We start from the raw sequence: 24,481 nt of genomic DNA, 5'->3' as shown, positions 1-24,481 counted from the left end.
GAATTCTTCGTTTCATGGATTTCGATCTCAAGCAGCTGCGCAGCTTTATCGACGTGGCGGATCTGGGAAGTTTTTCGGCTGCGGCGCAAAAGGTCGGCATGACGCAGCCCGCCATCAGCCTGCATGTCCGCTTGCTGGAAAAGCAGCTGGGCACGCGGCTGATCGAGCGTGTCGGGCGGCGGGCGCAGCCGACACCGGCGGGACGTGATCTTCTGGTCCATGCGCGACGCATTGCCGAGGATGTGGCGCAGGCCATGGAGGCGATTGCGCCCCATCGCAGTGGTGCCGCTGGCCGGCTGCGGATCGGCACTGGCGCAACGGCGCTGATCTACTTCCTGCCCGCTATTCTGGGCCAGATACGCCACGCCATGCCTGACATCGAGATCAAGGTTCAGACCGGCAACACGCCCGATATCCTGCGGCTTCTCGAAGACAATATGATCGATGCGGCTATCGTGACCCTGCCCGCCAGCGCGCGCAGCATCGACCTGCGCGACATCAACTGCGAGGAACTGGTGGCGATCTTTCCGCCGGCCGCCCCCGTGCCGCGCGGCAATATCACCGCCGACTATCTCTGCGACCAGCCGCTTTTGCTCTACGAGGGCGGAAACACGCGGCGGCTGGTGGATGACTGGCTGCGGGCAAGCGGGAAGCGCCTGCAGCCGGTGATGGAGCTGGGCAGTGTCGAAGCCCTGAAGAAGCTGTCGCAAGCCGGGCTCGGTATTGCCATCGTTCCATCCATGGCCGTGCAGGATGAGGCCGCTTCGGCATCGCTGGTGATACGGTCCCTCTCTCCAAGGCTGGAGCGGAGGCTGGCCCTTGCTCTTCGTCGCGACAAACATATGACCGCTCCCTTGCGCGCGCTGAGCGCACTTCTCAGCCACCGGTCAGAAGCGTGATGGCGATGAGCAGCATGGTCACCGCAATGACGCCTTCCAATATGCGCCACGCCTGCGGACTGGCAAAAATGGGGCGCAGCCAGCGCGCGCCATAGCCAAGGGAGAAGAAGAACAGCACGGAAGCACTGACAGCCCCTGCCCCAAACGATGCTTCCTTGCCGGGAAACTGGCTGGAGATGCTGCCAAGCAGGATGACCGTATCGAGATAGACATGCGGATTGAGCCACGTCAGCGCAAGGCATGTCGCCAGGGTGGGTGCGAGCGGTGTCACGTTGCCGGATGCGGCAAGAAGGACGCTGGACGAGCCCAGCGCCGATTGCAGGTTTTTGGCGGCGTACCACAACAGAAAGGCGGCCCCCGCATAGCGCATGACTGGCTCAAGCCCCGGCAGGATCGCGGCGATGCGGCTAAACGCCATGACGCCGACCGTGACCAGAATGGCCTCCGATATTGCGCAGGTCAAAACCACGGCCAGAACATGCTCTCCGCGCAGGCCCTGTCGCAACACAAAGGCGTTCTGCGCTCCGATCGCGACAATCAATGTCAGCCCCACGGTAAGCCCAGTCACATAAATCGAGAAATCCATCCGTACCCCCTGTTCGAAGGCTTGGATAATCGCGACAATCGGATTAATCCAGTTAATGTTCCTAAGCACAATTAAGTCAGGCTAATTCGAATGATGGATTATGCAGCATTTCGCGCGGTCGCCATGGTGGTGCAGACCGGCAGTTTCGAGAAGGCGGCTTTGGCGCTTCGCGTCACGCCTTCGGCCATATCCCAGCGCGTCAAGCAGTTGGAAGAGCGGCTCGGCACGGTGCTCATCCTGCGCGGGCACCCCTGTACGGCATCTGAAAAGGGAGAATGGGTCTGTCGCCACATGGAACATGTCGGCATGCTGGAGATGGAGCTTCTCGACCAGCTTCCATCCCTGATGACAGAGGATGAGCCAGGGCAAAAAGTGACGCTGAACATCGCCACCAATTCCGACAGCCTCGGCACATGGTTCATGAATGCCATTGCCGGTTTTGCGACCGATACGGACTATCTGCTGAATATCGCCGTTGATGACGAGGATTACACGGCTGACTGGCTGCTACGGGGACGGGTTCTGGCGGCGGTGACGAGTTTGGAAAAGCCGGTGCAGGGCTGTCGTGTGGTGCCGCTGGGCGCCTTGCGTTACCACGCAACCGCAAGCCCCGCCTTCATGGACCGGCATTTCCGGGGCGGCGTCACGCAGGCGAACCTTGGCCAGGCGCCTGCCCTCACCTTCAGCCAGAAGGACCGGCTGCAACTGACATGGGTTACCAAGCATTTCGGCCCGTCCATTGTCTACCCCACCCACTGGCTTCCTTCCACGCACAGCTTCGTGGACGCCTCGCTGCTGGGGATGGGGTGGGGCATGAACCCGCAACTCTTGGTGCGGGATCATCTGGCCGAGGGCCGTCTTGAGGAACTGGTGCCGGAAACACCGCTCGATATTCCGCTCTACTGGCAGGTCAACCGGCTGGCGGCAGACCGGTTGAAGCCATTGACGCAGGCGCTGGTGGATGTGGCGAGAGGTGTTCTGATCCAGAAATGAGGGCGCCAGCCCTCACTCGGCCCCGGCACCCGGCTTTGCCGACCATTCCATGTAGAGATCCAGAGCCTTGCGAGCCACCGGCCCGGCCTGCAATTCCCTGTCATCCAGCTTGGTGACCGGCGAGACCTTGGAATAATTGCCCGAGCAGAAAATCTCGTCGGCTTCGCGGAAATCCTGAACCGACAATGTCGCCTCGCGCACGTCGAAGCCCGCCTGGCGCAGCAGGCCCATGACGCGGGAACGGGTGATGCCGGCAAGGAAGGTGCGGTTTGGAACGGGTGTGAAAACAACGCCATCCTTGACCATGAAGACATTGGCCGACGAGGTTTCAGCCACATTGCCGTTCATATCCAGCATCAAGGCGCCACCGAAGCCGCGCGAGCGTGCCTCAAGAATGGCGCGGCCGCTGTTGGGATAAAGGCTACCAGCCTTGGCGTCGGTCATGGCGGTTTCAGGCGACGGGCGGCGCAGGGACGATACGGTCAGCGTGACCGGCGCACCGGCATCCATCGGCGCTTCGAACAGGCACAGCGCAAAACGGGTGGAGGCGGCGTCAGGGGCAACGATGCTGCCGGGCATTCCGTGTTCTGCCCAATACATGGGCTTGATGTAGATGGCCGTATTACCATCGAACCTGGTGACGCCTTCCAGCGCCAGTTGCTCGATCTCCTCAGGCGTCATCGTCGGCTTCATGCCCATGGCGATGGCCGAGCGATTGACACGCTGGCAATGGAGATCGAGATCCGGCGCCAGACCGTTGAACCAGCGCGCGCCATCAAACACCGTGGAGGCGAGCCACATGGCGTGCGATGTCGGTCCGATCAAAGGCGGATTGCCGGGCAGCCACTGGCCATCAACATAGGTCCAGGTTGGGGAACGCGGCGCAGTATCGACGGACATGATATTCTCCTTGAACATTTGCGGGAATGAAAGCCCCCACATGTTTTGCGTCAAGGCCAAATTCAGCTGTTCGCAGAAATTGATGGAAAGTTACGGGAAAATAGCGGATCGCTTGGACAATATTGCGCAACGCTCAAATCATATCGATCCACTCATCATCCTTTTTGATGGATCTTTGGATGGCGCGCCCGCTTTTGCCATGCAATTCTTTATTCGGCAGAGGAGTGCATCATGGTCTGGTCGGCGCAACAATATCTGAAATTCGAAAACGAACGCACCCGTCCCGCCAGCGACCTTCTGGCCCAGGTGCCGCTGGAGCGCTTGAGCGCAGCCTATGATCTCGGTTGCGGCCCCGGCAATTCCACCGAACTTCTGGCTGAGCGCTACGGCGTCAACGTCGTAACCGGGATAGACAGCGATGCAGACATGCTGGAAAAGGCTCAGCTGAGAATGCCCAATACCACGTTCCAGCGGGCGGACCTTGCCACGTGGCGGCCAAAGCAACCGGCTGATCTGCTTTATGCGAACGCCGTTTTCCAGTGGCTACCGAACCACCTCGACATCCTTGTGGCATTGATGGCCCACCTCAAGCCCGGCGGCGTGCTGGCCGTGCAGATGCCGGATAATCTGGCTGAACCCACCCATCTGATGATGGAGGAAAGCAGTGCGGCCGGAGACTGGAAATCGGCCTTCGAAGGCAAGTCCCTGAGACGGCAGCCGCTGCCCGCCCCCGCCACATATTTCGACCGTCTGTCGCCCGTGTCGTCGCGGGTCGATGTCTGGCACAGCATTTACAATCACCCGATGCAGAATGCTCAGGCGATTGTCGAATGGGTCAAGGGCACAGGTCTGCGGCCCTATCTGGAGACGGCGGGTGAGACCCATCGCGCGGCATTTCTTGCTGATTATCTTGCTCGCATCGACGCCGCATACCCGGCCATGGCGGATGGGCGTCGGCTTTTGCGTTTTCCTCGCCTTTTCGTCGTTGCCATCAAGGCGTAACAAGGCGGCACCCCGTCATTTCCGCTTGCACTCCACCCTCATTTGCGCAATTACTTTAAAAGCACGTTTTAATGTATCGATATCAATAAGTTGACCTAATTTTTTCACTCTTGGTTAGTTATTTTAAGAAACCAGTTTTCAATTTTATCTGGCTATTCTTCCCGGTGAATTTTATCGCTGGGGTATATTGTGCGTAATTTCTGGAAAGAGACATCAGGTAACTTCGGTATTCTTACCGCGCTATTGATTGTGCCTGTTTTCGGCGCTGCCGGTGTTGCGCTCGATCTCAGCCAGGCCCTTTCGGTGAAGGAAGATCTGCAACAGGCTGCCGATGCCGCAGTTCTGTCATCGGTCGCCAAGATGTCACCGCAGGTCATCGCAGCCAGAAAAATGTCCGGCGATGGCACGATCGAGCTGCCAAAGGACGAAGCCGAGGAATTTTTCAAAAACGATTCCGTTGGTCGCGACGATTTCGAAATCGAATCCGTTGCGGTGACCGTCGAGAAGGTCGGCAATTCGGTGCAGGCCGCCGTCAGCTTCAAAGCCACGGTGAAAACGACGCTAACGCGCGTTCTGGGCAAGGATTTCGTAACGGTCGGGGGCAAGGCCACGGCTGTTTACCAGACGGAAGCCTATAGCGATTTCTATCTCCTGCTCGACAACACCCCGTCGATGGGCGTAGGCGCCACCCCGGCTGACGTCAAGCTGATGATGGACAACACAAAGGACCAGTGCGCCTTTGCCTGCCACGTCGTCAGCAAGGATGGCGTCGACGATACCAACAGCTACTATCATCTCGCCAAGAAGCTGGGTGTGACGACGCGCATCAATGTCGTTGCCCAGGCAACGGCATCGTTGATGGACACCGCCACCAATATGCGCACGGTTACCGACCAGTATCGCATGGCAGTCTATACGTTCGGCGAAAAGTCACAGGACCCGAAGCTTCTGGAAGTCGTGCCTCTGACGACCAATCTGGCAATGGCAAAAAAGAAAGCGGCGACGATCGACCTGATGTCGGCGACCTCGAAGAAGTCGGATGAGAGCAAGTTGACGGATTTCGACAACACGCTGACGGAGCTTGGCAACCAGATGGGTTTGCCCGGCAACGGCACCAGCTCTTCCTCACCGAACAAGGTCGTGTTTTTCGTTTCCGATGGCGTGGGCGACAGCCACAAGCCATCCACCTGCACGAAGAAAAGCAATGGCGGACGGTGCCAGGAACCAATCGACACCCGCTTCTGCACGGCCCTGAAGGACAAGGGATACAAGATCGCCGTTCTCTATACGACCTACCTGCCCCTGCCCCATGACGACTGGTACAACACCTGGATCAGCCCGTTCCAATCGCAGATCAGCACCCGCATGCAGGAATGCGCAACCCCAGGCCTCTTCTTCGAAGTCAGCCCGACTCAGGGCATCTCGGAGGCCATGACGGCACTGTTCAAGCGCATCATCACCTCGCCTCGCCTGACGAGCTGATTTCCAGCGCGATCTGGTGGCATCCAGCGTTGGGTGTCACCGGCCAAATTGGCTAAAACCGTGCTCACGGCTTGAACCAATTCCCCCCTGCCCACTTATTCCCTTGTCATCCCGGCCCGCATTTCCTGCAGGGCTGAATTCACACGGGAGTAAATCCATGCACACAGTTACCGCCAATGGCGCACATATTCCGGCGCTTGGCTTCGGCACGTTCCGTATGCCTGACGAAGACGTCCATCGTATTCTTCCAAAGGCGCTCGATCTCGGTTTTCGCCATGTCGATACGGCGCAGGTCTACAAGAACGAGGCATCGGTGGGCGATGTCATCGCCAATTCGGGCATTGCGCGCGGCGATATCTTTCTGACGACAAAGGTCTGGGTCGATCAGTACAGGCACGATGACTTCATCCAATCGGTCGATGAGAGCCTGAAAAAACTGAAGACGGATTACGTCGATCTTCTGTTGCTGCATTGGCCGAAGAGCGATGTGCCACTGGCAGAACGCATCGGCGCGCTGAACGAAGTTCACAAGGCCGGTAAAGTCCGCAATATCGGTATTTCCAACTTCAACGTCGCCTTGATGGATGAGGCCATAAAGCTTTCCGACGCGCCGATTGCCAACAACCAGATCGAATACCACCCCTATCTGGACCAGACGAAAGTCATCGAAGCCGCCCGCAGACACGGCATTTCTGTCACCGCCTATTATCTGATGGCGGACGGAAAGGTGCCCGGCGATGCAACGTTAAAGGACATCGGCGCAAAGCACGGCAAGACCGCAGCACAGGTCGCTCTGCGCTGGGCCGTACAACAGCCCGATCTCATCGCGCTTTCCAAGACGGCAACCGAAAGCCGTCTGCAGGAAAACTACGATATTTTCGATTTCGAACTGTCCAGCGATGAGATGCAGGCGATCCACGCGCTCGCTAAGGCGGATGGACGGATTGTCAATCCGAGCCATCTGGCACCAGAATGGGACAAGTAGTCTCGCACTGATCCATGACTTGAGCGCAATGACTGCCCGGCACTATCAGTCATTCCTGCTTTAACGATGCAGAGCGTCCGCCAGGTCAAGCAAGCTGCCAACCCAATGACTTGGGTTGGCGAAACCCGGCTCAAGGCCGGGGCTAGGGTGTTCTCGAAAGACGAGATATCAGCCGTTCTGCGGCTTAGGAATGCAGACCGTTCACCATCCCGAAGACCTGATCGAAATTGCCGTTCTGGGCGGCAAAGCGAAGCGGCTTGCAGCGTTCGACGACAACTTCCGTTGCCTGCGGCTGGTTGGTCAGAATGTCCATGACCTCTGAGATATAGGCATCGAGCGGCATGGCACGCTCATCTGTGGCCTGATGGTCGCCCTGCAACGTGGTCTGCACATAGGGCGGGATGATTTCGATGACGTCGACCGACGTGGCCTTGAGTTGCTCACGGATGGACACGGAATATGCGTGGATGGCGGATTTGGTGGCGCTGTAGGTGGGCGTGGCCACCATGGGAACGAAGGCGAGACCGGAAGAAACCGTCAACACCGTCGCCTTGGGCTTCGTCAGAAAATGCGGCAGCAGCGCTGCTGTCAGGCGAATGGGCGCGAGAAGATTGGTGGCAATCGTTTCCTCGGCAATGTCCAGATAGGTCGGCGCGGCCTTGATATCTTCGTTCTTCATGATGCCGGCATTGTTGATGACGGCGTTGAGATCAGGATGGTCGGCGATGAGCCTGTCTGCAAACGCCTTGATGCCTTCGGCATCGGTCGCATCCATCGTAGCCCAGGCCATGCCCGGATTTGCCGCGGCGACCTCTTTCAGGACGTCTGCACGACGGCCGGAAATGATGACCTTGTTGCCGAGTGCGTGAAACGCCTGCGCCAGTGCGCGGCCAATGCCGGAGCCGCCGCCGGTGATGAGGATGGTGTTGCCTGTGATTTGCATGGGGTGCCTTCCTTGTTGTCTTGCCAAAACCTAGGTAGATTGCTCTCCAATGGATAGTAGGCACTGGAAAGATTTATACGCACCCAAAGGAGAGTGTCGGAATGACAGGGCATCTGAAAGATCAACCCATCGAAACAAGTCGCCGACCGGCCCCGCCGTGCAGAGCTGATGCGGCCATCGAAGCACTGGTGCGCGACATTATCGCCAAGGTGGCGGACAAGTGGACGATGCTCATTCTGGAAATTCTGGAAGAACACGGCACGCTGCGCTTCACGCAGATTGGCCAGCACGTTTCAGGCATCAGCCAGAAAATGCTGACAAAGACGCTAAGACAGATGGAATGCGACGGGCTGGTCACCCGCGTCATCCATCCCGTCATTCCGCCGCATGTTGACTATAGCCTGACCACGCTCGGCAAGAGCCTCGGCAGCGCCTTCTGCGGCGTCTGGATCTGGGCGGAAACGCATCACGCAGATATAGAAAAGGCGCGCAAGGCGTTCAGCGAACACCCAGCGCGCCCTGCGATTTGAGACTGGCTATCAGGCGAACTGGCTAAGGCCGGGAACAGATGAGATGACCTGATCCACTGTTTCGTCGCCTGCGTGCTGGCGGGCGATTGCGATGGTTTCTTTGGCAAGAGCGGAGATTTCGCCCATGCCGAGGCCCTGGCTCATCAGCTGCTGACCGAGACCCATGATGCCGCCGCCACCGATGGCGCTCATCAGGCCGCCCAGAAGGCCGCCGCCGCCCTGGCCTTCACCGTTGAAACGGGCCACAAGCTCTGGTGCGCCGGGGATCGATTCGATCATCTTTGCCACAGGCGCATCATCGGCTTCGCGCTGGAGAAATCCAAGCATCATGCCAAGAGCTTTTTCGGCCTGCTCGGGCGCTATGCCCACCTTGTCAGCCACCTGCGTTACGATCTCGCTCATATATTCCTCCTGATGCGAAAATTACGTTCACGTCAACGTAAAACAATTGCCCTGCAGACTCAAGGCCGTGAAAGGACGTGGCAGAAGCTTTTATGCCGCCTTTCTTTGAACCCTATCAAACAGTTGTCGAGGCTGGAAACAGTTCCTATAAGTATATTGCAAAGAATGGATAAAGGGCAACACGCCCGCGTCACCGGAGGGATTGCCAGATGCTGCAGGACGGAAAGCTTTACATCGGCACGAGCCGCAATCCTGACGACACGCTCAACAAGGGTGAATATCTGGACCTGAAATTCGGCAATCGCCACGGCCTGATTACCGGCGCGACGGGCACCGGCAAAACGGTTTCCCTGCAGGTCATGGCGGAAGGTTTTGCGCGCGCGGGCGTTCCCGTTCTCTGCGCCGATATAAAGGGCGATCTGTCCGGCATTGCCGCAAAGGGCGAGGCGAAAGACTGGGTGATGAAACGCGCCGAGCAGATCGGCTTTTCCGACCTGTCCTTCGAGCAGTTTCCGGTTATCTTCTGGGATCTTTACGGCGAAAAAGGCCACCGCGTTCGAGCCACTATCGCAGAAATGGGACCGCTTCTCTTGGCACGCCTCATGGATGCCTCGGAAGCGCAGGAAGGCGTGCTTAACATTGCCTTCAAGATTGCCGATCAGGGCGGCTTGCCGCTGCTGGATCTGAAAGACCTGCAGGCTCTCCTCAACTACATGGGCGAACACGCATCCGAACTTTCCAACCAGTTCGGCCTGATTTCCAAGGCATCTGTCGGCTCGCTGCAGCGCGGGTTGCTGGTTCTGGAGCAGCAGGGTGCCGAGCATTTCTTTGGCGAACCGGCACTGAAGATTTCCGACATCATGCGCGTGACACCCGATGGTCGCGGCACGATCTCCGTGCTTGCCGCCGACAAGCTGATGATGAACCCGCGCCTCTACGGCACCTTCCTGTTATGGATGCTTTCGGAACTGTTCGAGGAACTGCCTGAGGTTGGAGACCCTGAAAAGCCAAGGCTGGTCTTCTTCTTCGATGAAGCCCATCTGCTGTTCAACGACGCACCCCGCGTGCTGGTGGAACGCGTGGAGCAGGTAGTGCGGCTCATCCGCTCCAAGGGCGTCGGTGTCTATTTCGTGACCCAGAACCCGCTCGATGTGCCGGAAACCGTTCTGGCGCAGCTCGGCAACCGGGTGCAACATGCGCTGCGCGCCTACACGCCGCGCGAACAGAAGGCCGTAAAGACGGCAGCCGAAACATTCCGGCAGAACCCCGGCTTCAGCACGGCAGATGCGATTACCACGCTGGGCACGGGCGAAGCGCTGGTTTCAACGCTTGGCGACAAGGGAGCCCCCTCCATCGTCGAGCGCACGCTGGTGCGTCCGCCATCCGGCCGGGTCGGGCCTGTCAGCGACGAGGAACGCCGCACGATCATGAGTACGAGCCCTGTTGCCGGTGTCTATGACCAGGATCTCGACCGAGAATCGGCCTTTGAGATGCTCGCGGCCCGCGCCCGCAAGGCGGCCGAGGCAGAAGCTGCGAAACGAGCCGCAGAGGAACAGGCGCGCCAGCAGCCGGATACGGCAGCCGGTCGCTGGACCCTTCCCGGCTTCGGCGACGACGAGCCTGCGCAGACGAAGAAAGGCGGCGGCACCCGCAAGACGAGCGGTTACCAGCGCGAAACCGTCATCGAGGCCGCCATGAAAAGCGCTGCTCGTACCGTTGCAAGCTCTGTCGGACGGGCGCTGGTGCGCGGTATTCTGGGCAGTTTGCGGCGGTAACGTCCCTAACGGGTGCGCTGGAAATCAGACGACATGAATTGCTGGAAGCTGCCGTCGGGTTGGATCACGCTGCCGGAGAACGTGCGACTGTCGTCATCGTGCAATGTCACGACGTCACGATAGGTCGTCGTCTCACCGCTGCCGTCGAATTTCGGGCCCTTCGCTTCCAGCACCAGCGTCTTGCCATCCGGCTCCAGCCAGCCCTTGTAGGTCCAGAAGGTCGTCATCATGGAACCGATCCAGGATCCGACGTAATGTCCGCTGGCCGGATCGAAGCCAAGTGTCAGGACCATCGTGGTGGGCGTGCCATCCGGCATCCTGCCTTTGCCCTCCGAGACGATCCACAGCCCACCGATGGACTTTACCGTTTCCGTAAATCGCATTTGCGGATCGTTGGGATCGTATTCCTGACAGCCGGTGGCTGAAACCATATGCCACTCGCCGACCAATCTTTGCAAAAACGCGTGTTCTGCCTGTGGCTTTGCGTCTTCCATCTCCCGTTTCCTCCCTCTCGCTTCAGTGACAGCAGCCGGATGCTTTCGGTGCGTCCTCGTACTGGTCGTGGCGGCGCACCCAGTTCATCGTACCCTCTTCGTTGCGACCCTTTGGCATGAGGTCCAGCAGCATGAGGGTTGAGATGACCTGCTCCGCCCCGCGGGCGTAGGTGGAATAGGTGTGATAAATCCTGCCATCCTCACCTTTCGCAAAGGCGCTGGCACCGGGCAGATCTTTCAGTTCGCCCATGGCGGGTATATCCCGGTAATTATAGGTAATGGTTCCGGAGGCTACGTCCTCATCGCGGAACGAGACTTGGTAGTCGTAGCTGAAATCGTTTCCACTTGATGAGACCCAGGGGAACTTCCAGCCCATGCGCGCCTTGTAAGCCTCTATCTTTTCCAGCGGAGCGCGGGAGACGGCGACAAAAGCCGCATCGCCTGCCTTGAGATGAACGACTGCGCCGTCGAGATGATCCGCCAGGAAAGAACAGCCCACACAGCCTTCTTCCCAATCCGGCGCCAGCATGAAGTGGTAGACCAGCAATTGACTGCAGTGTCCGAAGAGTTCGCCCAGCGGCTTTGGGCCCGAGGCCGTGTCGAAAACATAGTCGCGCGTCACCGGCTCCCAGGGCAGCGCACGGCGCGCCTCGTTCAACCTGTCGCGGGCACGCGTCAGTTCCTTCTCCTTGACCAGAAGCGCCTTGCGGGCTTCCAGCCACTCCTGTCTTGAAACAACAGCATTCGGCATGACCTTATCCTCCTTCGATCGTCCATCTGCCTGCCTGACGCCAAACCATCACGACCACCCCCGCTCTGCGGCGACTCGTGCGATTTTGCTTGACTAATTACGTTGATATCAACATATATTACCTATGTCAAATATGCCGGTGATTCCTTTTTCGACAACGCTTTTTGTGCGAGACACCTGTCTCTGCCTTCACGCGCAACGTGCCGCACGCGCGCTTGCCCGCCGCTTCGACGCGGCATTGAAACCGGCGGGACTGACCAATGGTCAATTTTCGCTTCTGATGTCTCTGAACCGGCCTGAACCGCCGCCGATGGGGCCGGTGGCGCAGCTTCTGGCCATGGATCGAACAACCCTGACAGCGGCGCTGAAGCCGCTGCAAAAGCGTGGGCTGGTATCGGTAGAGCCAGACCCGAAGGACAAGCGCGGCAAACGACTTCGATTGACGGAAGAAGGCCTGGCTGTGCTTGTCCGCGCACTCCCGATCTGGACGCAGACCCATGTGGAAGTGGAAGCGCAAATTGCAAGCGGCGATGCCGATCGCCTCAGGCAAGACCTGATCGATCTCGGCTAGCGGCTGCCCTCGCCGAGTTGGGCAATACGCGGGTCTCCGGCAAAATCCTCAAGCGCAAACCCAATCCTGCGCATTGGAAATTCGCAGAGCGCCTGAACACCGGAATTTGCAAGCCGGATGCGCCAACTGGTGCGCTCTACCGGCTGCTTGCGGGAAAAGCCAAGCGGCGTCAGTAGGGCGATGTTCAGCCCTTCTTTCGGATCACGGACAGACTGGTAGAGGATGGCATCAACATCCGCCTCGCGCGAGCAGTCAGCCAGGCCCTGGCAGGGTTCATAATTCGTCGGGTCCGTCCAGATGGTCTTGTCGCGTGAAAGAGGTGGCTGCGTGAGATCCAGCGCGGACGGCGTGTCGATGGCGGCCGAAAAGGCAGTGTATTCCGCCGCATTGGCAGGTAGCGGCGTTGACGGCGACTCCGCATAAAAGAGCAGCCGGTAAAAGGCCATTTCAGCCAGCGCCGTTTCAACCGCCGCAGACGCGTAATAAACGCCCTTGGTAAAACCCGCCCTGCGAAAACGCGATCCGTGCGGATAGGCGGCATCGTAACGGAAGGGCGTGGCGAGAAGGTAATCGAGGCCATCACATTCAGGCGGAAAGCGCCTTTTGCTGTTTTCCAGCAGATCCTCAAGCAGGGACTGTTCCTCGACCGTATCGACAAGCTTCATGGTCGAAACACGGTGCTGCGCCTCCACCAGCCGCCACCAGCGTCCGGAAATTTCCCGTCTTTCAGAGCGGAGCGCGTCGGGCGTCCAGGTATGCAAGGACATCGAGCAATCCGGTAATGGTTGTGAGTTTTTCGGCTGGCGCAGCGGCCAGAGCGGTATTGTGGTTTTTCAGCCAGCCGCGCGCAACGGCTTCGTCCCCGCCGACAACAGCATCCAGGGAGCGAAAGATGCGGATGAGCAGCACCGCAAGCTCAAATGATTTGCTGGCTGGATCGAGAACGAAATCGAGCTTCTTCATGCGGGAAACAGTTGGTGCCGAGACGCCCAGAATGTCTGCGACGCGGGCGGCGCTGAGGCCCAACCGATCAGCTGCGGCAATGACGGCCTTCGTCACAACCCTGCCCTGCTCTGCGGGCGCTGCCTCTGCTTTCACGCGGATATTCATGGCATATCCTTTCCTTGGAAAGAATATAGCAGATTTCTTTCTGAAAACAAGAAGGGCTGGCGATGAGCCAGCCCTTGATGCGTCATGTCTTGGGAAAACCAGATTACGCCAGAGAAACCGGAACCTCGGTCGAGGTGCGCATGGCGTGGGAGTATGGGCAAACGATATGTGCCTTCTGGACAAGACCTTCCGCGGTTTCCTTGTCGAGACCGGGAATGTTGACCTTCAGGGACACTTCGATGCCGAAGCCGGTGCCATCATCACGCGGGCCAATGCCAACGGTTGCGGTTACTGTCGTGTCCTCGGGGATCTTCACCTTTTCCTTGCCAGCGACGTTCTTCAGCGCGCCGAGGAAGCAGGCGGAATATCCGGCTGCGAAAAGCTGCTCCGGGTTTGTGCCGGTTGCACCGTCGCCACCCAGTTCCTTCGGAACCGTCAAGGTGACATCCAGATTGCCGTCTGCGGACTTGGCGTTGCCTGCACGGCCGCCCGTTGCGGATGCCTGTGTTGTGTAGAGAATTGCCATGTCGATCACTTCCTTTGGTTGATGTTATCGATCATATAGCCCACAATTAAATTGTGCGCAATATAATTTTGCACATTGAGAAATTTTCCCGTTTCTGCAATATGTGTTGAGGAGATTGCGTCGCCTTTTGCATAGTGCAGGAACCGAGTGACAGGATAAATTGTTCCCTCTCCAGCAGCATTTTGGAGCTCACATGATGGACGACGGAACGATGGACGGCCTGCTGAGGCTCGACCTGCAAATATGCTTCGCGCTATACGGCGCAGCACATGCCTTCAACCGCGCCTATAAACCGCTGCTAGAGCCACTGGGCCTGACATATCCGCAATATCTCGTCATGATGGCCCTTTGGGAGAAGGAAACGGCAACCGTCAAAACGCTCGGCGAAATGCTGGGGCTGGATTCAGGCACCCTCTCCCCGCTCCTCAAGCGGCTTGAACAGGCAGGCCTGATCACCCGCAAGCGCGGCACCGTTGATGAGCGTCAGGTTCTGATAGCCCTTACGCAGGAGGGCGCCGGTATGAAACAAAAAGCCACAAACGTGATGCGCTCCATCGGGCAAGCAACCGGGTGCAGCCTGGAGGAGCTGGGGCAGCTGCGAGACAGGCTGAATGCGTTGAAGGAGAACTTGGTGAAGGAATGACGGGGGGGGCCGCTCGTGAAGTCTTGTCTTAAGAAGACGCAGCTCATTCGGCATCACTGAAAATGTCCGACATAACGCAGACACCTCCTGCCAAACGAAGTGAGGGCAGCCCAAGCTGCCCTCACTCAATTTTTACTGCCACACCACAACCCGGGCCTTGTTCGGCACGCGGTCGTAGAGGTCGATGATGTCCTGGTTCATCAGGCGGACGCAGCCTGACGAGACGGCCTTGCCGATGGAGTTCCATTCTGGCGAGCCGTGCAGGCGATAGAGTGTGTCCTTGCCGTTCTGGAAGATGTAAAGCGCGCGCGCGCCGAGCGGGTTTTTGAGGCCCGGTGGCATGCCGCCATTCTTCGAGGAGAACTTGACCAGTTCAGGCTGGCGGGCGACCATTTCATCCGGCGGGGTCCATTTCGGCCATTTCTGACGCCACTGGATGACGCCCTCGCCAGACCATGCGAAGCCTTCGCGGCCGATGCCGACACCGTAGCGCATGGCGGAACCGCCAGCCTCTACGACATAGAGGAAGCGCGAGCGCGTATCCACGACGATGGTTCCGGCAGGTTCGCCTGTCGGGTCGACAACGCGCTGGCGATAGTAGCGGCGGTCGATCTTCTGGTAGGGAACGGCGGGAATGACGTAGCCGCCATCTTCAACCGTGCCATACATGACGGCAAGTTCGTCATCGGAAATGCCACCGGCAAACATCGAGCGCATATCGCCCGCGAAATTGCTCGCAAGGGTTCCCGGCTGAACGCTGTTGAAAGGCCGAGCGCTGTAGGAAGCGCAGCCCGTCAGAAGCGATGCAGAGGAAAGGCCGAGAAGGGAAAGAAGTCTACGTCTGGAAATATTTGTGTCGGTGCTCATCATAAGGCCGTTTTTCTCACATCGAAGCGACTAGGCGGATGTACGCGGGGTTGCAGAACCATCCTTCAATCTCGCTGTACGTCGTTTGTTCCACAGCAGATCAGCTATTGGTATAGCAGTTAACAGATAGCTAAGGGACAGTTGCTGTTGCGCAACAATGGCACTTTTGGCCCGCTTTATTTCAGTGCGTGATCAGATAACCACAATCGGCGCACCCTGCGGCACGCGGTCATAGAGATCGATGACATCCTGATTGAGCATTCGCACGCATCCCGATGACGTGGCCTTGCCGACCGATTGCCAATCGGGCGTGCCGTGGACGCGGTAAAGCGTGTCCTTGCCATCCTTGAAAATGTAAAGCGCCCGGGCACCGAGCGGATTGTTGAGACCGGGAACCATGCCGCCATTGGCGGAAGAAATCGACGCCAGCTCCGGTTGTCGCTGGACCATTTCATCGGGCGGCGTCCAGCGCGGCCATTTGGCCTTCCACTGAATCTTGCCACGTCCGGCCCAGGCATAGCCTTCCCGGCCAAGACCCACGCCATAGCGAACAGCCTTTCCACCGGGCTGAACGAGATAAAGGAAATGCTGCTTGGTATCGACGACGATCGTTCCCGGTGCCTCGGCGGTCTGATAATCAACATCCTGCCGCAAAAAGCGCGGATCGACGCGAGAGTAAGGGATGGCGGGAAGCGTATGGCCATCATCGCTGATCTGGTCGTACATGACACGATGCAGCGGGTTGCTCACCGGCAGGCCGTATCCCAGCACCTGCGTGCTGTAGGCTGGCGATTGGCCCGAACCGGAAGGCCGCGTTGTGGATGGCGGACCATATTGCTGCTGGAATTGCGACCGGAAAAGATCCGGCGGGCGGCTGTTGATCGAGCCCGGCGTGGGCGGAAGCGGCGGACGCGGGATCGAGCCGACATTGTTGTAATTGAAGACGGGTGCCGTTTCCTGCACGAACACATCCGGGTTCATACGGCTCGTATCGGTTATGAACAGGCACCCGCTCAGGCCCGGCAAAAGGGAAAGCACCGCGAGAGACAGAAGGCGACGGCAGTGTTTCAGGGATAGAACTGTCATTGAACCGCTTCAAAGGGAGTCATCGTTGCGATGACCATGCCCTGCCCGGCTGGCGCGAAGCTGGAGAAACGGTCAGTTTGGCGCTTCTTCAGCCAAACTGACTGAAGAAGCGTATGCTTTCCGCCACCGCACCCGGCACCACGCCATTATGCGTGCCCTGCAGCAGCATGTTGTCGATCCGCATTCCGGCGGAACGGGCGCGCTCCATCAGCAATTTATGATCGGCATCAAAGGGGCGCTCTTCCGTTCCACGCAACAGCAGAGTCGGGCATTTCAGGCTTGGCCCGAAGCAGACCGACGAGCGCATGATGAATTCCTGCGGGTTGCTCTCGTCGAAACACAGCTCATCGGAATAACGATTGAAATAGCGCCAGGAATTGACACCGGCTGAAATCGGAACCGAGGCGCGGAACTGCCGCACCATGGATGCGAGCAGCGACAGGGTGCCGCCATTGGAGTGGCCGGCGAGATAGATGCGGTCCTTGTCCACTCCCGGCAGGTTTTCGAGATAGGTCGCTGCGGCAAGCGCATCGGATGTTTCGTCATAAAAGCCGGAATAATTACCCTGCTGACCGTTTTCACCGCGGAAGGTGGGCAAAAGGACGACATATCCCGCCTCCCAATAGGGCCTCATCAGCGCCCAGTGCCCCTCCCCGGTGGCGTTACCGCCATGGAGAAACAGGACTGCCGGTTTCAGCTTGGTCGCGGGCGTGTAGTCGGAAAGCCAGGCAACAAGCTCGATGGAGCCGTTCGGGCCGCCGGGATAGGTCACACGACGTCCACCCTCGGGTGTGCCAAGCGGTGACGATTTTTCCGGAGCCGAGATCTTTTTGACGAGATGGGTGTGGAAGCGCTTTCTGGCGTGTGCGTAGTCATCATGCTCGAACGGCATGACATCGGGCATCACAAGGCTGGCACCGGCAATTCTGGGGAGACATGCCGCTGCGGTCAAACCTGCGGCACCCGCAAGGATGGAGCGTCGCGATAGGGAACTGCCCATGGCAGATGGCGGTGATCGATCTTTCATATGCGATGACCCAAACAGCGTTGCGCACAGTGCAATTTCATCACTCCGTTTCGCGATTGTCTAGTTAATGTTTCGAAAGGGTAAATTCATCACTCGGCCTTTTCATCGATCATGGCGACGAGTGTCGACAGGCGGTCTGCCTCTGACGGAAGCTTGTCGGCGCGCAATCTGGCAATGCGTGGAAACCGCATGGCGACACCGGATTTATGGCGATTGGAGCGGTTGATCCCTTCGAACGCCACCTCCAGAACGAAGCCGAATTCCGGCGTTGCGCGAACTGCGCGGACCGGACCGAAACGTTCGACGGTGTTATCACGCACAAACTTGTCCAGCACCTCGAGTTCCGCGTCCGTGAAACCGAAATAGGCTTTGCCCACGGGCACAAGCTGCTCGCCATCCTCGTTTTCCGACCAGACGCCGAAGGTGAAATCCGAATAATAGCTGGAGCGTTTGCCATGCCCGCGCTGCGCGTACATCATCACCGCATCGATGTTGAACGGGTCGCGCTTCCACTTGAACCACGGACCTTTGGCGCGCCCGGCCTGATAGATGCTGTCCTTGCGCTTGATCATGACGCCTTCAATGACAGGATCGGGCGGTGCTTTACGCAGCATCTCCAATTCGTCCCAACTCGTGAATGGCACGAGCGGAGACAGGTCGAAACGATCCTGCGGTGCACCGTCGATGAGCCCCTGCAGCTTTTCACGCCGCTGAAGGAAAGTCTCGCCGCGAATATCCTCTTCCCCATCGAACAGAAGATCATAGGCGCGAATGAAGGCGGGGTATTCCTCCAGTATCTTGCCCGTCACAGTCTTGCGGTTAAGGCGCTGCTGGAGATCGGAGAAGGTGCGCGTGGCGTTGTTGGAGCGTGCGGTACCGCCAATCAGCAACTCGCCATCCATCACGCCCTCGAAATTGACCGTTTCGAGAATGTCCGGGAAAGCCCCCGAAATGTCGTCGCCGGAGCGGGAGTATAGCTTTTTCGTATCGCCCGAGCGGGAAAGCTGAACGCGAATACCGTCCCACTTCCACTCCGCGACAAAATTCTCCGGGAGGAGGTTTTGCAGATCGTTGTCGCCGACGGGCGTTGACAGCATGACGGAATGAAAGATCGCGGGAGTAGCCAGAATCGGGCGCTCTGCCTTGCCCTCAAGCCAGGCAAAGAGCGGCTCATAAGGCGGTTCAAGACCATGCCACAGGGTTTCGATTTCCGTGATATCGCGCTCGCCGAAATCAGCCAGGGCCTGCCGCGCAAGCCGCGCCGAGACGCCGATGCGCAGGCCGCCGGTGACGAGCTTTAGGAAAGCAAAGCGAGACGATGTGTCGAGCCTGTCCAGGAGATCGCGCACAGCCGAGCGGACTTCAGTGCGGCCCAGCGAATTCATCATGGCAATGACTTCGCCAAGACCGGGATCATCGGCTTGCGGAACATCCGCATTCTGGCTGGTGTCCCAGACAAGCGAGATGGTCTCGGCAAGGTCGCCCACATAGTCATAGGAATAGCGAAACAGCACATCGTCCATTCGCTCAAGAACCAGCTCGCGCAGCATGGCGGGCTTGATGCTCTTGAGGTTGAGCGTACCCGCGATAGCGGCCAGCCCATATCCCCTGTCGGGGTCGGGCGCATCGCGGAAATAATCTGTCAGCAGCTTCAGCTTGCCATTGCGCGACGGGGTCAGCACAAGACGGTCGAGGAGGTTTGCAAAAGACTTCATGCCATCAATCCCCCTCATCCTCGTAGCCGACAAGATGCAGCGGCCTTGCCGGAATGCCCTGCAACTCGCACCAGCGCACCAGCGCCTCCTCGCGCCCATGCGTGACCCAGACCTGTGACGGCGCGACTTCCTTGATGGTTTCCAGCAGTTCCGGCCAGTCGCAGTGATCGGAGATGACAAGAGGCAATTCCACGCCACCCTGCTTTGCGCGCTGGCGCACCATCATCCAACCTGACGCGAAGGAAATCAGCGGTTCGTTGAAGCGACGGGCCCATTTTTCCTGAAAGGCGGATGGAGGCCCAACGACGATTGCACCCTTGAACTGGGCTGGATTGCTCTTTTCAAGCGTGGCTGGCTTGAGCTCTCCCAGGTCTATACCCTGCGAAATATAGTAGTCGCACAGCCGTGCCAGCGCGCCATGAATATAGACGGGCTCGCGATAACCATTGTCGCGCAGGAGGCGCAGCACCCGCTGCGCCTTGCCGAGAGAATATGCCCCGACCAGATGGGTTCTTTCGGGAAACTGCCGAATGGATGTCAGCAGCTTGGCAATCTCGCGGGCGGGTTTGGGATGGTGAAAGACCGGCAGACCGAAGGTCGCCTCGGTGATGAAGACATCGCATTTGACCGGCTCGAAGGGTGCGCAGGTGGGGTCGACACCACGCTTGTAATCGCCTGACGCAACGATGCGCGTGCCAGCGTGTTCGATGGAAATCTGGGCCGAACCAAGGACATGCCCGGCCGGGTGGAAGCCAACTTTTACGCCGTTTACCTCAATCGTCTCGCCAAAGCCTACCGCCTGCTCGCTCGATGTGAAATCCTCGCCGTAGCGGATACGCATGATGTCGAGCGTCTGGCGCGTCGCCAGCACCTTCTCGTGCCCGGCGCGGGCATGGTCGGAGTGACCATGCGTGATCAAGGCGCGCGGAACCGGGCGAACTGGATCCACGTAAAAGTCGCCTACCGGGCAATAAAGCCCCTTTGGCGTGGGGTAGAGCAATTTGTCTGGCTTCATGGGCTCATTCGATGACGGCGTGGATGGAAGAAACGCTCACATTGGCAACCCGTTCCTCACCCGCCATGTTTTCGATGAACCCTACTCTACCGCAGCCGTCTGTTTTTCAACCACTGCGGCTGGCAGCCGGACATTTTTCAGGGACAGCGCAGCAATCAGACCGATAACGGCTGTGGCAGCGGCGGCGAGAAACAACGGCGTGAACGCACCGGCGTAAAGATTTGCCACCGCAGCCTGCGAAGCCGCCGGCAGTTCTGCCAGCATCTTTGGCGTCAGTTCCTGTATCTTGCCGACGCCGGGAATGTCGCCACCCGCCCCCTTCAGATTGGCGGAGATGATTGCGCCATAGATGGAGATGGTGATGGCCGCTCCGCCCATGCGGGTCAGGGAGACCGCTCCGCTTGCGGCACCCACATCCGTGCGGGGGGCCGAATTCTGGACCCCGATGATGGGCGCCTGTTGGCCGAGGCCAACGCCCAGACCCTGCGCAAACAGAATGATGGCGATGACGAAAAGCGGTGTGCCGGCGTGGGCCTGCGACAGGCACAGCATGGCCACGACAGCAATCGACAGGCTGATGATGGAGAATATCTTGTAGCTGCCGGTTTTCGAAATCAGCCGCCCTGCGGTCAAAGACCCCATGACGATGCCGCCAGCCACGGCGATGAAGAACAGGCCAGCAGACGACGGCGACAGGCCGGTGGTCGTTTGCAGGAACAGCGCATAGTAGTTGACCATGCCGATGCCCAGACCGCCGCTGACCAGCGAAATGATCATGAACAGCGGGAATGTGCTGTCCTTGAACAACCGCAAAGGCACGACAGGTTCAGGCGCGCGGCGCTCCACCTGTACCCAGAGATAGGCGGTCACGGCGCCGAAGGCGACAATGCCAAGGCTCTGCCACGCGAAGATGGAGCCGAAAAGCTGTGAGCTGTCGGCCCAGAGGACGACGCTGGAAATGGTTAGCGCAAGAAGAATGGCACCGAGATAGTCGATCTTCGGCTGCCGGTCCGGCCTGCGATAGGGAAGCATGAAGGCCAGTCCAGTCAGCACGATGATGCCGATGGGCAGGTTGATGAGGAAGATGGAGCGCCATCCGAACAGGTCGCTCATGGTGCCGCCCAGAATGGGACCGACGCTGCCGGACGCCATGATGACAAGGCTGGAATAGCTCTGATACCGGGCTCTTTCGCGGGGCTCGAACAGATCCGCATTGACGGAGAATATGGACACCATGATGCCGCCGCCGCCGAGACCTTGCAGCACGCGGGCCGCAATCAGCGAGTCCATGGACCATGCAAGCCCGCAGGCCAGCGAACCCGCCGTGAAGATGACGATGGAGGCCATCATCACATATTTGCGTCCAAAGAGGTCTCCCAGTTTGCCATAGACGGGCATGACCGCGCTCATGGCCAGAAGATAGGCCGAGCCAATCCAGCCAAACCGCTCCAGCGCGCCAAATTCCCCGACAATCGTCGGCAGTGCCGTCGATACGATCTGGTTGTCGAGCGTCGCCATGAACATGGCAAACATCAGAAAGAAGAAAACAACGAGCCTGCGACGGCGGTCCGGAACAAGAGGCGCCACAGGCGTAACAGACATATCCATGGGAGGGTCTCACGCTTGATGTGCAATTTATGTGACTTTAGCACATATATGTCAATGGCACATTATCGTATATGTGCTATAGTTACGGAAGAGTTGTTCGGGGATTGCAGGGATATGAACGAGCACGCAGCAGCGGCGCAGAATTTGGGAAAGGCTGATCCCGACATGGTGCTGGATATCAGCAATACGATGACACGTATGCGCCTGATGATCGGGCGGCGGGTGATCGGCCGCATGGCCATTGCCAAGCTGGCACCGGGGCTGGAGCTTTCCCATATCGATGTGCTCGATATCGTTCGCCGCGCAGACATGCCATCGACCGTCGGTTCGATTGCCGAAGCAATGCGGCTCGATCCGTCGCGCGGCAGTCGCGTCGTCGCGGAAATGGTAGGCCGGGGTCTGCTCAAACGTGATGTCTGTCAGGAGGACGGACGCCGCAGCGTGATCGGGATCACCCCCCTCGGCAGCAGCATTCTGGCGGAGATGCACAGCGCAAAGATCAGCATCATCAATGATGTCGTCAGCGACTGGCCCGCCGACGATGTGGAAGCCTTTGCCAGATTGTTCGATCGCTTCATCGGTCGGTTCGAAAAGCGCCTGATGCCGGATGCCGTCAGTCTAACGGGCGAGACAAGGGTCTGCCCTCCCCGCAGCTAGTCCTCAAATTCAGTTGACGGCCGAAGGGCGTTCAGGGCAGCGCGGCTTTCACGCCGGCTGGAGCCGCCGTTTTGACCGGGCCGTCCTTGCGCAAAGCAGCCTGCGTCTGGTGGTAGCGGCGCGCTTTCTGCCATGCATCAACCTGCCGGACAGACAGGAGCAGCGCGATTGCAGCGCCCGCATAGACGGGTGTCATCATGCTATCGAAAACTGTCTGCGAATCTCTCATCGGAATCTCCATCTTTTGTCGATGGCAGAGTACGATATGCTCGATTGCTGAAATTGCGCGAGATCAAACGCGGGTAGTCGAATGGCGTTCTGCGCCTTGTTCGACTTGCATAATAATCAATTATGACAATAGCTTATGCCAGAATTCATACGCTTTGAGGCAAACTGCCGCAGGCGTCAGATGCCCGATCCGAAGGTCTGGTCGAAGAAGCGCACACCGTTCCTGCCCTGCTTCTTGGCCTGATACATGGCCGCATCCGCCTTTGCGAGCAAAGCCTCCGGCGTGTCTCCATCGCCGGGGTAAAACGCCGTGCCGGACGAACAGGTGACGCTGACCGATCCGTTTTCGATTGGAATGGGCTCTGCCGCGCGTTTGCGGATGCTCTCCAACCTGTTCAATATCCCGATTTCATCATGCCTCGGGTTGCTGAAGATGATGGCAAACTCATCACCGCCAAGCCTGACGGCAATATCGGAGGCGCGAATGCAACTGGTGATCCGCTCTGCAAGAGTGCGCAATACGAGGTCTCCGACCGCATGTCCGTGCAGATCGTTGATTTCCTTGAAGTTATCGAGATCGATATAGCTGACCGCAACCAGCCGGTCTTCACGTCTGGCTTCGTGGATGGCCCGATGAAACTGGCTCCAGAACAGGTTACGGTTGGAAAGCCCCGTCAGAGGATCGTGATGCGCGAGGAAATGCACACGGTCTTCAGCGCGGCGTCGGTCAATCGCGATCCCGGCGATATTCGTCGCCATCTCGATGATTTCTTTCTCTATCTGGGTCGGCATCCTGACAGTGCCGGAATAGAGCGCAAACGTGCCGAGAAGCACTCCGCCATTTCCAAAGATGGGCGTGGACCAACAGGAGCGCAGACCGTGAAGCATTGCGGTGTCCACATAGTTTTTCCAGAGCCTGTCCTGATAGGTATCGCTGACATAGACGGGCTCTCTATGCCAGGCTGCCGTGCCGCAAGAGCCCACCTCGGGTCCTATCTCAATGCCATCGATGAGTGCCGTATAGGCCGCAGGCAGCGATGGCGCTGCGCCGTTTCGCAGGCGTCCCTGCTCGACCAGCAGAACGGAACCGCGCAGATTATCCAGAATGTTTTCGACAGTATTGACCGCACCCTCAAGAATTGTCGGCAAGGGCTGACCGTGGACAATCATCTCCAGCAGCGAGGCGTGGCTGCGGCGCAATGTTTCCTGCCATTTGGCGGCGGTGATATCGCGCGAGATACCGGCCAGGCCGATGATGTTTCCCTGCGCGTCGCGAATGGGAATGCGACTGGCTGAAAACCAGCGGATATTCCCATCCTTGCAGATGCGCTCCTCTGCGTCATAAACGCTTTCGCCGGTCTCCATGATACGGCGTTCCATGGCGTCTATGGCCCGCGCGGCATCCGGCGGAACCATGTCGAATATTGTCAATCTTCCCTTCTTGAAGGGGACATGGTCGAGGCCCGCGAGTGCAGCGGCATTCAGGTAGGTGAAGTAACCATCCATATCCTTGAGGAATACAATTTCGGGAATGTTGTCGAGCAGGTAAGCGAGCCGAGGATCGGCTATCCCAGGCTCAAGAAGATTTGCAGCCAGTGCCTGCACGTCAAGCAAGCGAGCGCTATTTTCTTCACGCATTGCGCAAGGATCCTTAACTGTTCCACCTTCGCCGGTCATTATTGCCCC

At 58.6% G+C, this 24,481-nt stretch carries 27 protein-coding genes; 10 read left to right on the top strand and 17 right to left on the bottom strand.

What is annotated here, in order from left to right; all coding sequences use genetic code 11:
• The first annotated feature begins 14 nt into the window (after positions 1-14).
• Entirely contained in the window at positions 15-899 is an 885-nt protein-coding gene (locus QRN85_RS09165; protein WP_284757584.1) for a LysR family transcriptional regulator, read from the top strand.
• Here QRN85_RS09165 and QRN85_RS09160 read toward each other — a convergent pair.
• Positions 877-1,485, bottom strand: coding sequence for a LysE/ArgO family amino acid transporter (locus QRN85_RS09160; protein ID WP_284757583.1), 609 nt, complete (start codon positions 1,483-1,485; stop codon positions 877-879). The two genes, QRN85_RS09165 and QRN85_RS09160, sit on opposite strands and share 23 nt — an antisense overlap.
• Positions 1,486-1,575: 90 nt before the next feature.
• Between QRN85_RS09160 and QRN85_RS09155 the strand changes: the two genes are divergently transcribed.
• On the top strand, positions 1,576-2,478 hold the full coding sequence (locus tag QRN85_RS09155) for a LysR family transcriptional regulator ArgP (protein ID WP_284757581.1): 903 nt from the start codon (positions 1,576-1,578) through the stop codon (positions 2,476-2,478).
• Positions 2,479-2,490: 12 nt separating this feature from the next.
• Here the strand turns inward: QRN85_RS09155 and QRN85_RS09150 are convergent, their stop codons facing one another.
• Positions 2,491-3,378 (bottom strand): branched-chain amino acid aminotransferase, encoded by an 888-nt coding sequence (locus tag QRN85_RS09150; RefSeq protein WP_113094460.1) that lies wholly within the window; start codon positions 3,376-3,378, stop codon positions 2,491-2,493.
• Between the two features lie 231 nt (positions 3,379-3,609).
• On the opposite strand from QRN85_RS09150, the gene tam reads away from it, so the two are divergent.
• From tam to QRN85_RS09135, 3 genes are all read left to right on the top strand, one after another.
• On the top strand, positions 3,610-4,380 hold the full coding sequence (gene tam, locus QRN85_RS09145) for a trans-aconitate 2-methyltransferase (RefSeq protein ID WP_284757579.1): 771 nt from the start codon (positions 3,610-3,612) through the stop codon (positions 4,378-4,380).
• A 177-nt stretch (positions 4,381-4,557) separates the two neighbouring features.
• Positions 4,558-5,862, top strand: a complete 1,305-nt coding sequence (locus QRN85_RS09140; protein WP_502870776.1) for a Tad domain-containing protein — start codon at positions 4,558-4,560, stop codon at positions 5,860-5,862.
• Positions 5,863-6,019: 157 nt separating this feature from the next.
• Entirely contained in the window at positions 6,020-6,847 is an 828-nt protein-coding gene (locus tag QRN85_RS09135) for an aldo/keto reductase (RefSeq protein WP_284757576.1), read from the top strand.
• A gap of 184 nt (positions 6,848-7,031) precedes the next feature.
• Here the strand turns inward: QRN85_RS09135 and QRN85_RS09130 are convergent, their stop codons facing one another.
• Positions 7,032-7,790 carry an SDR family oxidoreductase gene (locus tag QRN85_RS09130; protein ID WP_284757574.1) on the bottom strand — a complete coding sequence of 253 codons (759 nt, stop codon included), beginning with the start codon at positions 7,788-7,790 and terminating at the stop codon, positions 7,032-7,034.
• 101 nt (positions 7,791-7,891) lie between these two features.
• Here QRN85_RS09130 and QRN85_RS09125 point away from each other — a divergent pair, with 101 nt between their 5' ends.
• Positions 7,892-8,320, top strand: a complete 429-nt coding sequence (locus tag QRN85_RS09125) for a winged helix-turn-helix transcriptional regulator (protein ID WP_113094446.1) — start codon at positions 7,892-7,894, stop codon at positions 8,318-8,320.
• A gap of 9 nt (positions 8,321-8,329) precedes the next feature.
• Here QRN85_RS09125 and QRN85_RS09120 read toward each other — a convergent pair whose 3' ends face one another.
• Positions 8,330-8,722: a DUF937 domain-containing protein gene (locus QRN85_RS09120; RefSeq protein WP_062586773.1), complete on the bottom strand. Its 393-nt coding sequence runs from the start codon at positions 8,720-8,722 to the stop codon at positions 8,330-8,332.
• A gap of 209 nt (positions 8,723-8,931) precedes the next feature.
• Between QRN85_RS09120 and QRN85_RS09115 the strand changes: the two genes are divergently transcribed.
• Positions 8,932-10,497 (top strand): helicase HerA-like C-terminal domain-containing protein, encoded by a 1,566-nt coding sequence (locus tag QRN85_RS09115; RefSeq protein WP_112963918.1) that lies wholly within the window; start codon positions 8,932-8,934, stop codon positions 10,495-10,497.
• 5 nt (positions 10,498-10,502) lie between these two features.
• Here QRN85_RS09115 and QRN85_RS09110 read toward each other — a convergent pair whose 3' ends face one another.
• Positions 10,503-10,991: a DUF1579 domain-containing protein gene (locus QRN85_RS09110; RefSeq protein ID WP_062586771.1), complete on the bottom strand. Its 489-nt coding sequence runs from the start codon at positions 10,989-10,991 to the stop codon at positions 10,503-10,505.
• 22 nt (positions 10,992-11,013) lie between these two features.
• Positions 11,014-11,742: a DUF899 domain-containing protein gene (locus tag QRN85_RS09105; RefSeq protein WP_284757573.1), complete on the bottom strand. Its 729-nt coding sequence runs from the start codon at positions 11,740-11,742 to the stop codon at positions 11,014-11,016.
• Positions 11,743-11,866: 124 nt separating this feature from the next.
• Between QRN85_RS09105 and QRN85_RS09100 the strand changes: the two genes are divergently transcribed.
• Positions 11,867-12,313: a MarR family winged helix-turn-helix transcriptional regulator gene (locus QRN85_RS09100; protein WP_284757571.1), complete on the top strand. Its 447-nt coding sequence runs from the start codon at positions 11,867-11,869 to the stop codon at positions 12,311-12,313.
• Here the strand turns inward: QRN85_RS09100 and QRN85_RS09095 are convergent.
• The 3 genes from QRN85_RS09095 to QRN85_RS09085 form a co-directional block, all read right to left on the bottom strand.
• On the bottom strand, positions 12,310-13,080 hold the full coding sequence (locus QRN85_RS09095; RefSeq protein WP_284757569.1) for an RES family NAD+ phosphorylase: 771 nt from the start codon (positions 13,078-13,080) through the stop codon (positions 12,310-12,312). The genes QRN85_RS09100 and QRN85_RS09095 overlap by 4 nt on opposite strands.
• Positions 13,040-13,423, bottom strand: coding sequence for an MbcA/ParS/Xre antitoxin family protein (locus QRN85_RS09090; RefSeq protein WP_284757567.1), 384 nt, complete (start codon positions 13,421-13,423; stop codon positions 13,040-13,042). The genes QRN85_RS09095 and QRN85_RS09090 overlap by 41 nt, the downstream gene beginning before the upstream one ends.
• Positions 13,424-13,526: 103 nt before the next feature.
• A complete protein-coding gene (locus tag QRN85_RS09085) occupies positions 13,527-13,949 on the bottom strand; it encodes an organic hydroperoxide resistance protein (RefSeq protein ID WP_062586766.1) in 423 nt (140 codons plus the stop codon).
• Between the two features lie 196 nt (positions 13,950-14,145).
• Between QRN85_RS09085 and QRN85_RS09080 the strand changes: the two genes are divergently transcribed.
• Positions 14,146-14,592, top strand: coding sequence for a MarR family winged helix-turn-helix transcriptional regulator (locus QRN85_RS09080; RefSeq protein ID WP_062587224.1), 447 nt, complete (start codon positions 14,146-14,148; stop codon positions 14,590-14,592).
• A 132-nt stretch (positions 14,593-14,724) separates the two neighbouring features.
• On the opposite strand, the gene QRN85_RS09075 is transcribed toward QRN85_RS09080, so the two are convergent.
• The 6 genes from QRN85_RS09075 to QRN85_RS09050 all read right to left on the bottom strand — a co-directional run bounded on the left by QRN85_RS09075 (position 14,725) and on the right by QRN85_RS09050 (position 21,910).
• Complete coding sequence (locus QRN85_RS09075) at positions 14,725-15,462, bottom strand: L,D-transpeptidase (protein ID WP_112963924.1); 738 nt, start codon at positions 15,460-15,462, stop codon at positions 14,725-14,727.
• Between the two features lie 189 nt (positions 15,463-15,651).
• Positions 15,652-16,545, bottom strand: a complete 894-nt coding sequence (locus tag QRN85_RS09070) for a L,D-transpeptidase (protein ID WP_062586765.1) — start codon at positions 16,543-16,545, stop codon at positions 15,652-15,654.
• Positions 16,546-16,633: 88 nt separating this feature from the next.
• The gene (locus QRN85_RS09065) at positions 16,634-17,572 is read right to left on the bottom strand and encodes an alpha/beta hydrolase family protein (RefSeq protein WP_284757562.1); all 939 of its coding nucleotides are present in this window, start codon (positions 17,570-17,572) and stop codon (positions 16,634-16,636) included.
• A gap of 89 nt (positions 17,573-17,661) precedes the next feature.
• Entirely contained in the window at positions 17,662-19,287 is a 1,626-nt protein-coding gene (locus tag QRN85_RS09060; RefSeq protein ID WP_284757561.1) for a cisplatin damage response ATP-dependent DNA ligase, read from the bottom strand.
• 4 nt (positions 19,288-19,291) lie between these two features.
• The gene (locus QRN85_RS09055; RefSeq protein WP_284757560.1) at positions 19,292-20,302 is read right to left on the bottom strand and encodes a ligase-associated DNA damage response exonuclease; all 1,011 of its coding nucleotides are present in this window, start codon (positions 20,300-20,302) and stop codon (positions 19,292-19,294) included.
• Positions 20,303-20,383: 81 nt separating this feature from the next.
• A complete protein-coding gene (locus QRN85_RS09050) occupies positions 20,384-21,910 on the bottom strand; it encodes an MDR family MFS transporter (protein WP_284757559.1) in 1,527 nt (508 codons plus the stop codon).
• A 165-nt stretch (positions 21,911-22,075) separates the two neighbouring features.
• On the opposite strand from QRN85_RS09050, the gene QRN85_RS09045 reads away from it, so the two are divergent.
• The gene (locus QRN85_RS09045) at positions 22,076-22,567 is read left to right on the top strand and encodes a MarR family winged helix-turn-helix transcriptional regulator (RefSeq protein WP_284758816.1); all 492 of its coding nucleotides are present in this window, start codon (positions 22,076-22,078) and stop codon (positions 22,565-22,567) included.
• 31 nt (positions 22,568-22,598) lie between these two features.
• Here QRN85_RS09045 and QRN85_RS09040 read toward each other — a convergent pair whose 3' ends face one another.
• Together QRN85_RS09040 and QRN85_RS09035 are read right to left on the bottom strand one after the other, a co-directional pair.
• Positions 22,599-22,796 (bottom strand): hypothetical protein, encoded by a 198-nt coding sequence (locus QRN85_RS09040; protein WP_284757558.1) that lies wholly within the window; start codon positions 22,794-22,796, stop codon positions 22,599-22,601.
• A gap of 176 nt (positions 22,797-22,972) precedes the next feature.
• The gene (locus QRN85_RS09035; protein WP_062586758.1) at positions 22,973-24,433 is read right to left on the bottom strand and encodes a sensor domain-containing protein; all 1,461 of its coding nucleotides are present in this window, start codon (positions 24,431-24,433) and stop codon (positions 22,973-22,975) included.
• Positions 24,434-24,481: the final 48 nt, after the last annotated feature.

The sequence above is a fragment of the Agrobacterium sp. fls2-241-TYG-188a genome, from assembly GCF_030209845.1.
The sequence above is the reverse complement of the archived record's forward strand: the minus strand, read 5'-3'. Positions and strand labels throughout refer to the sequence as shown.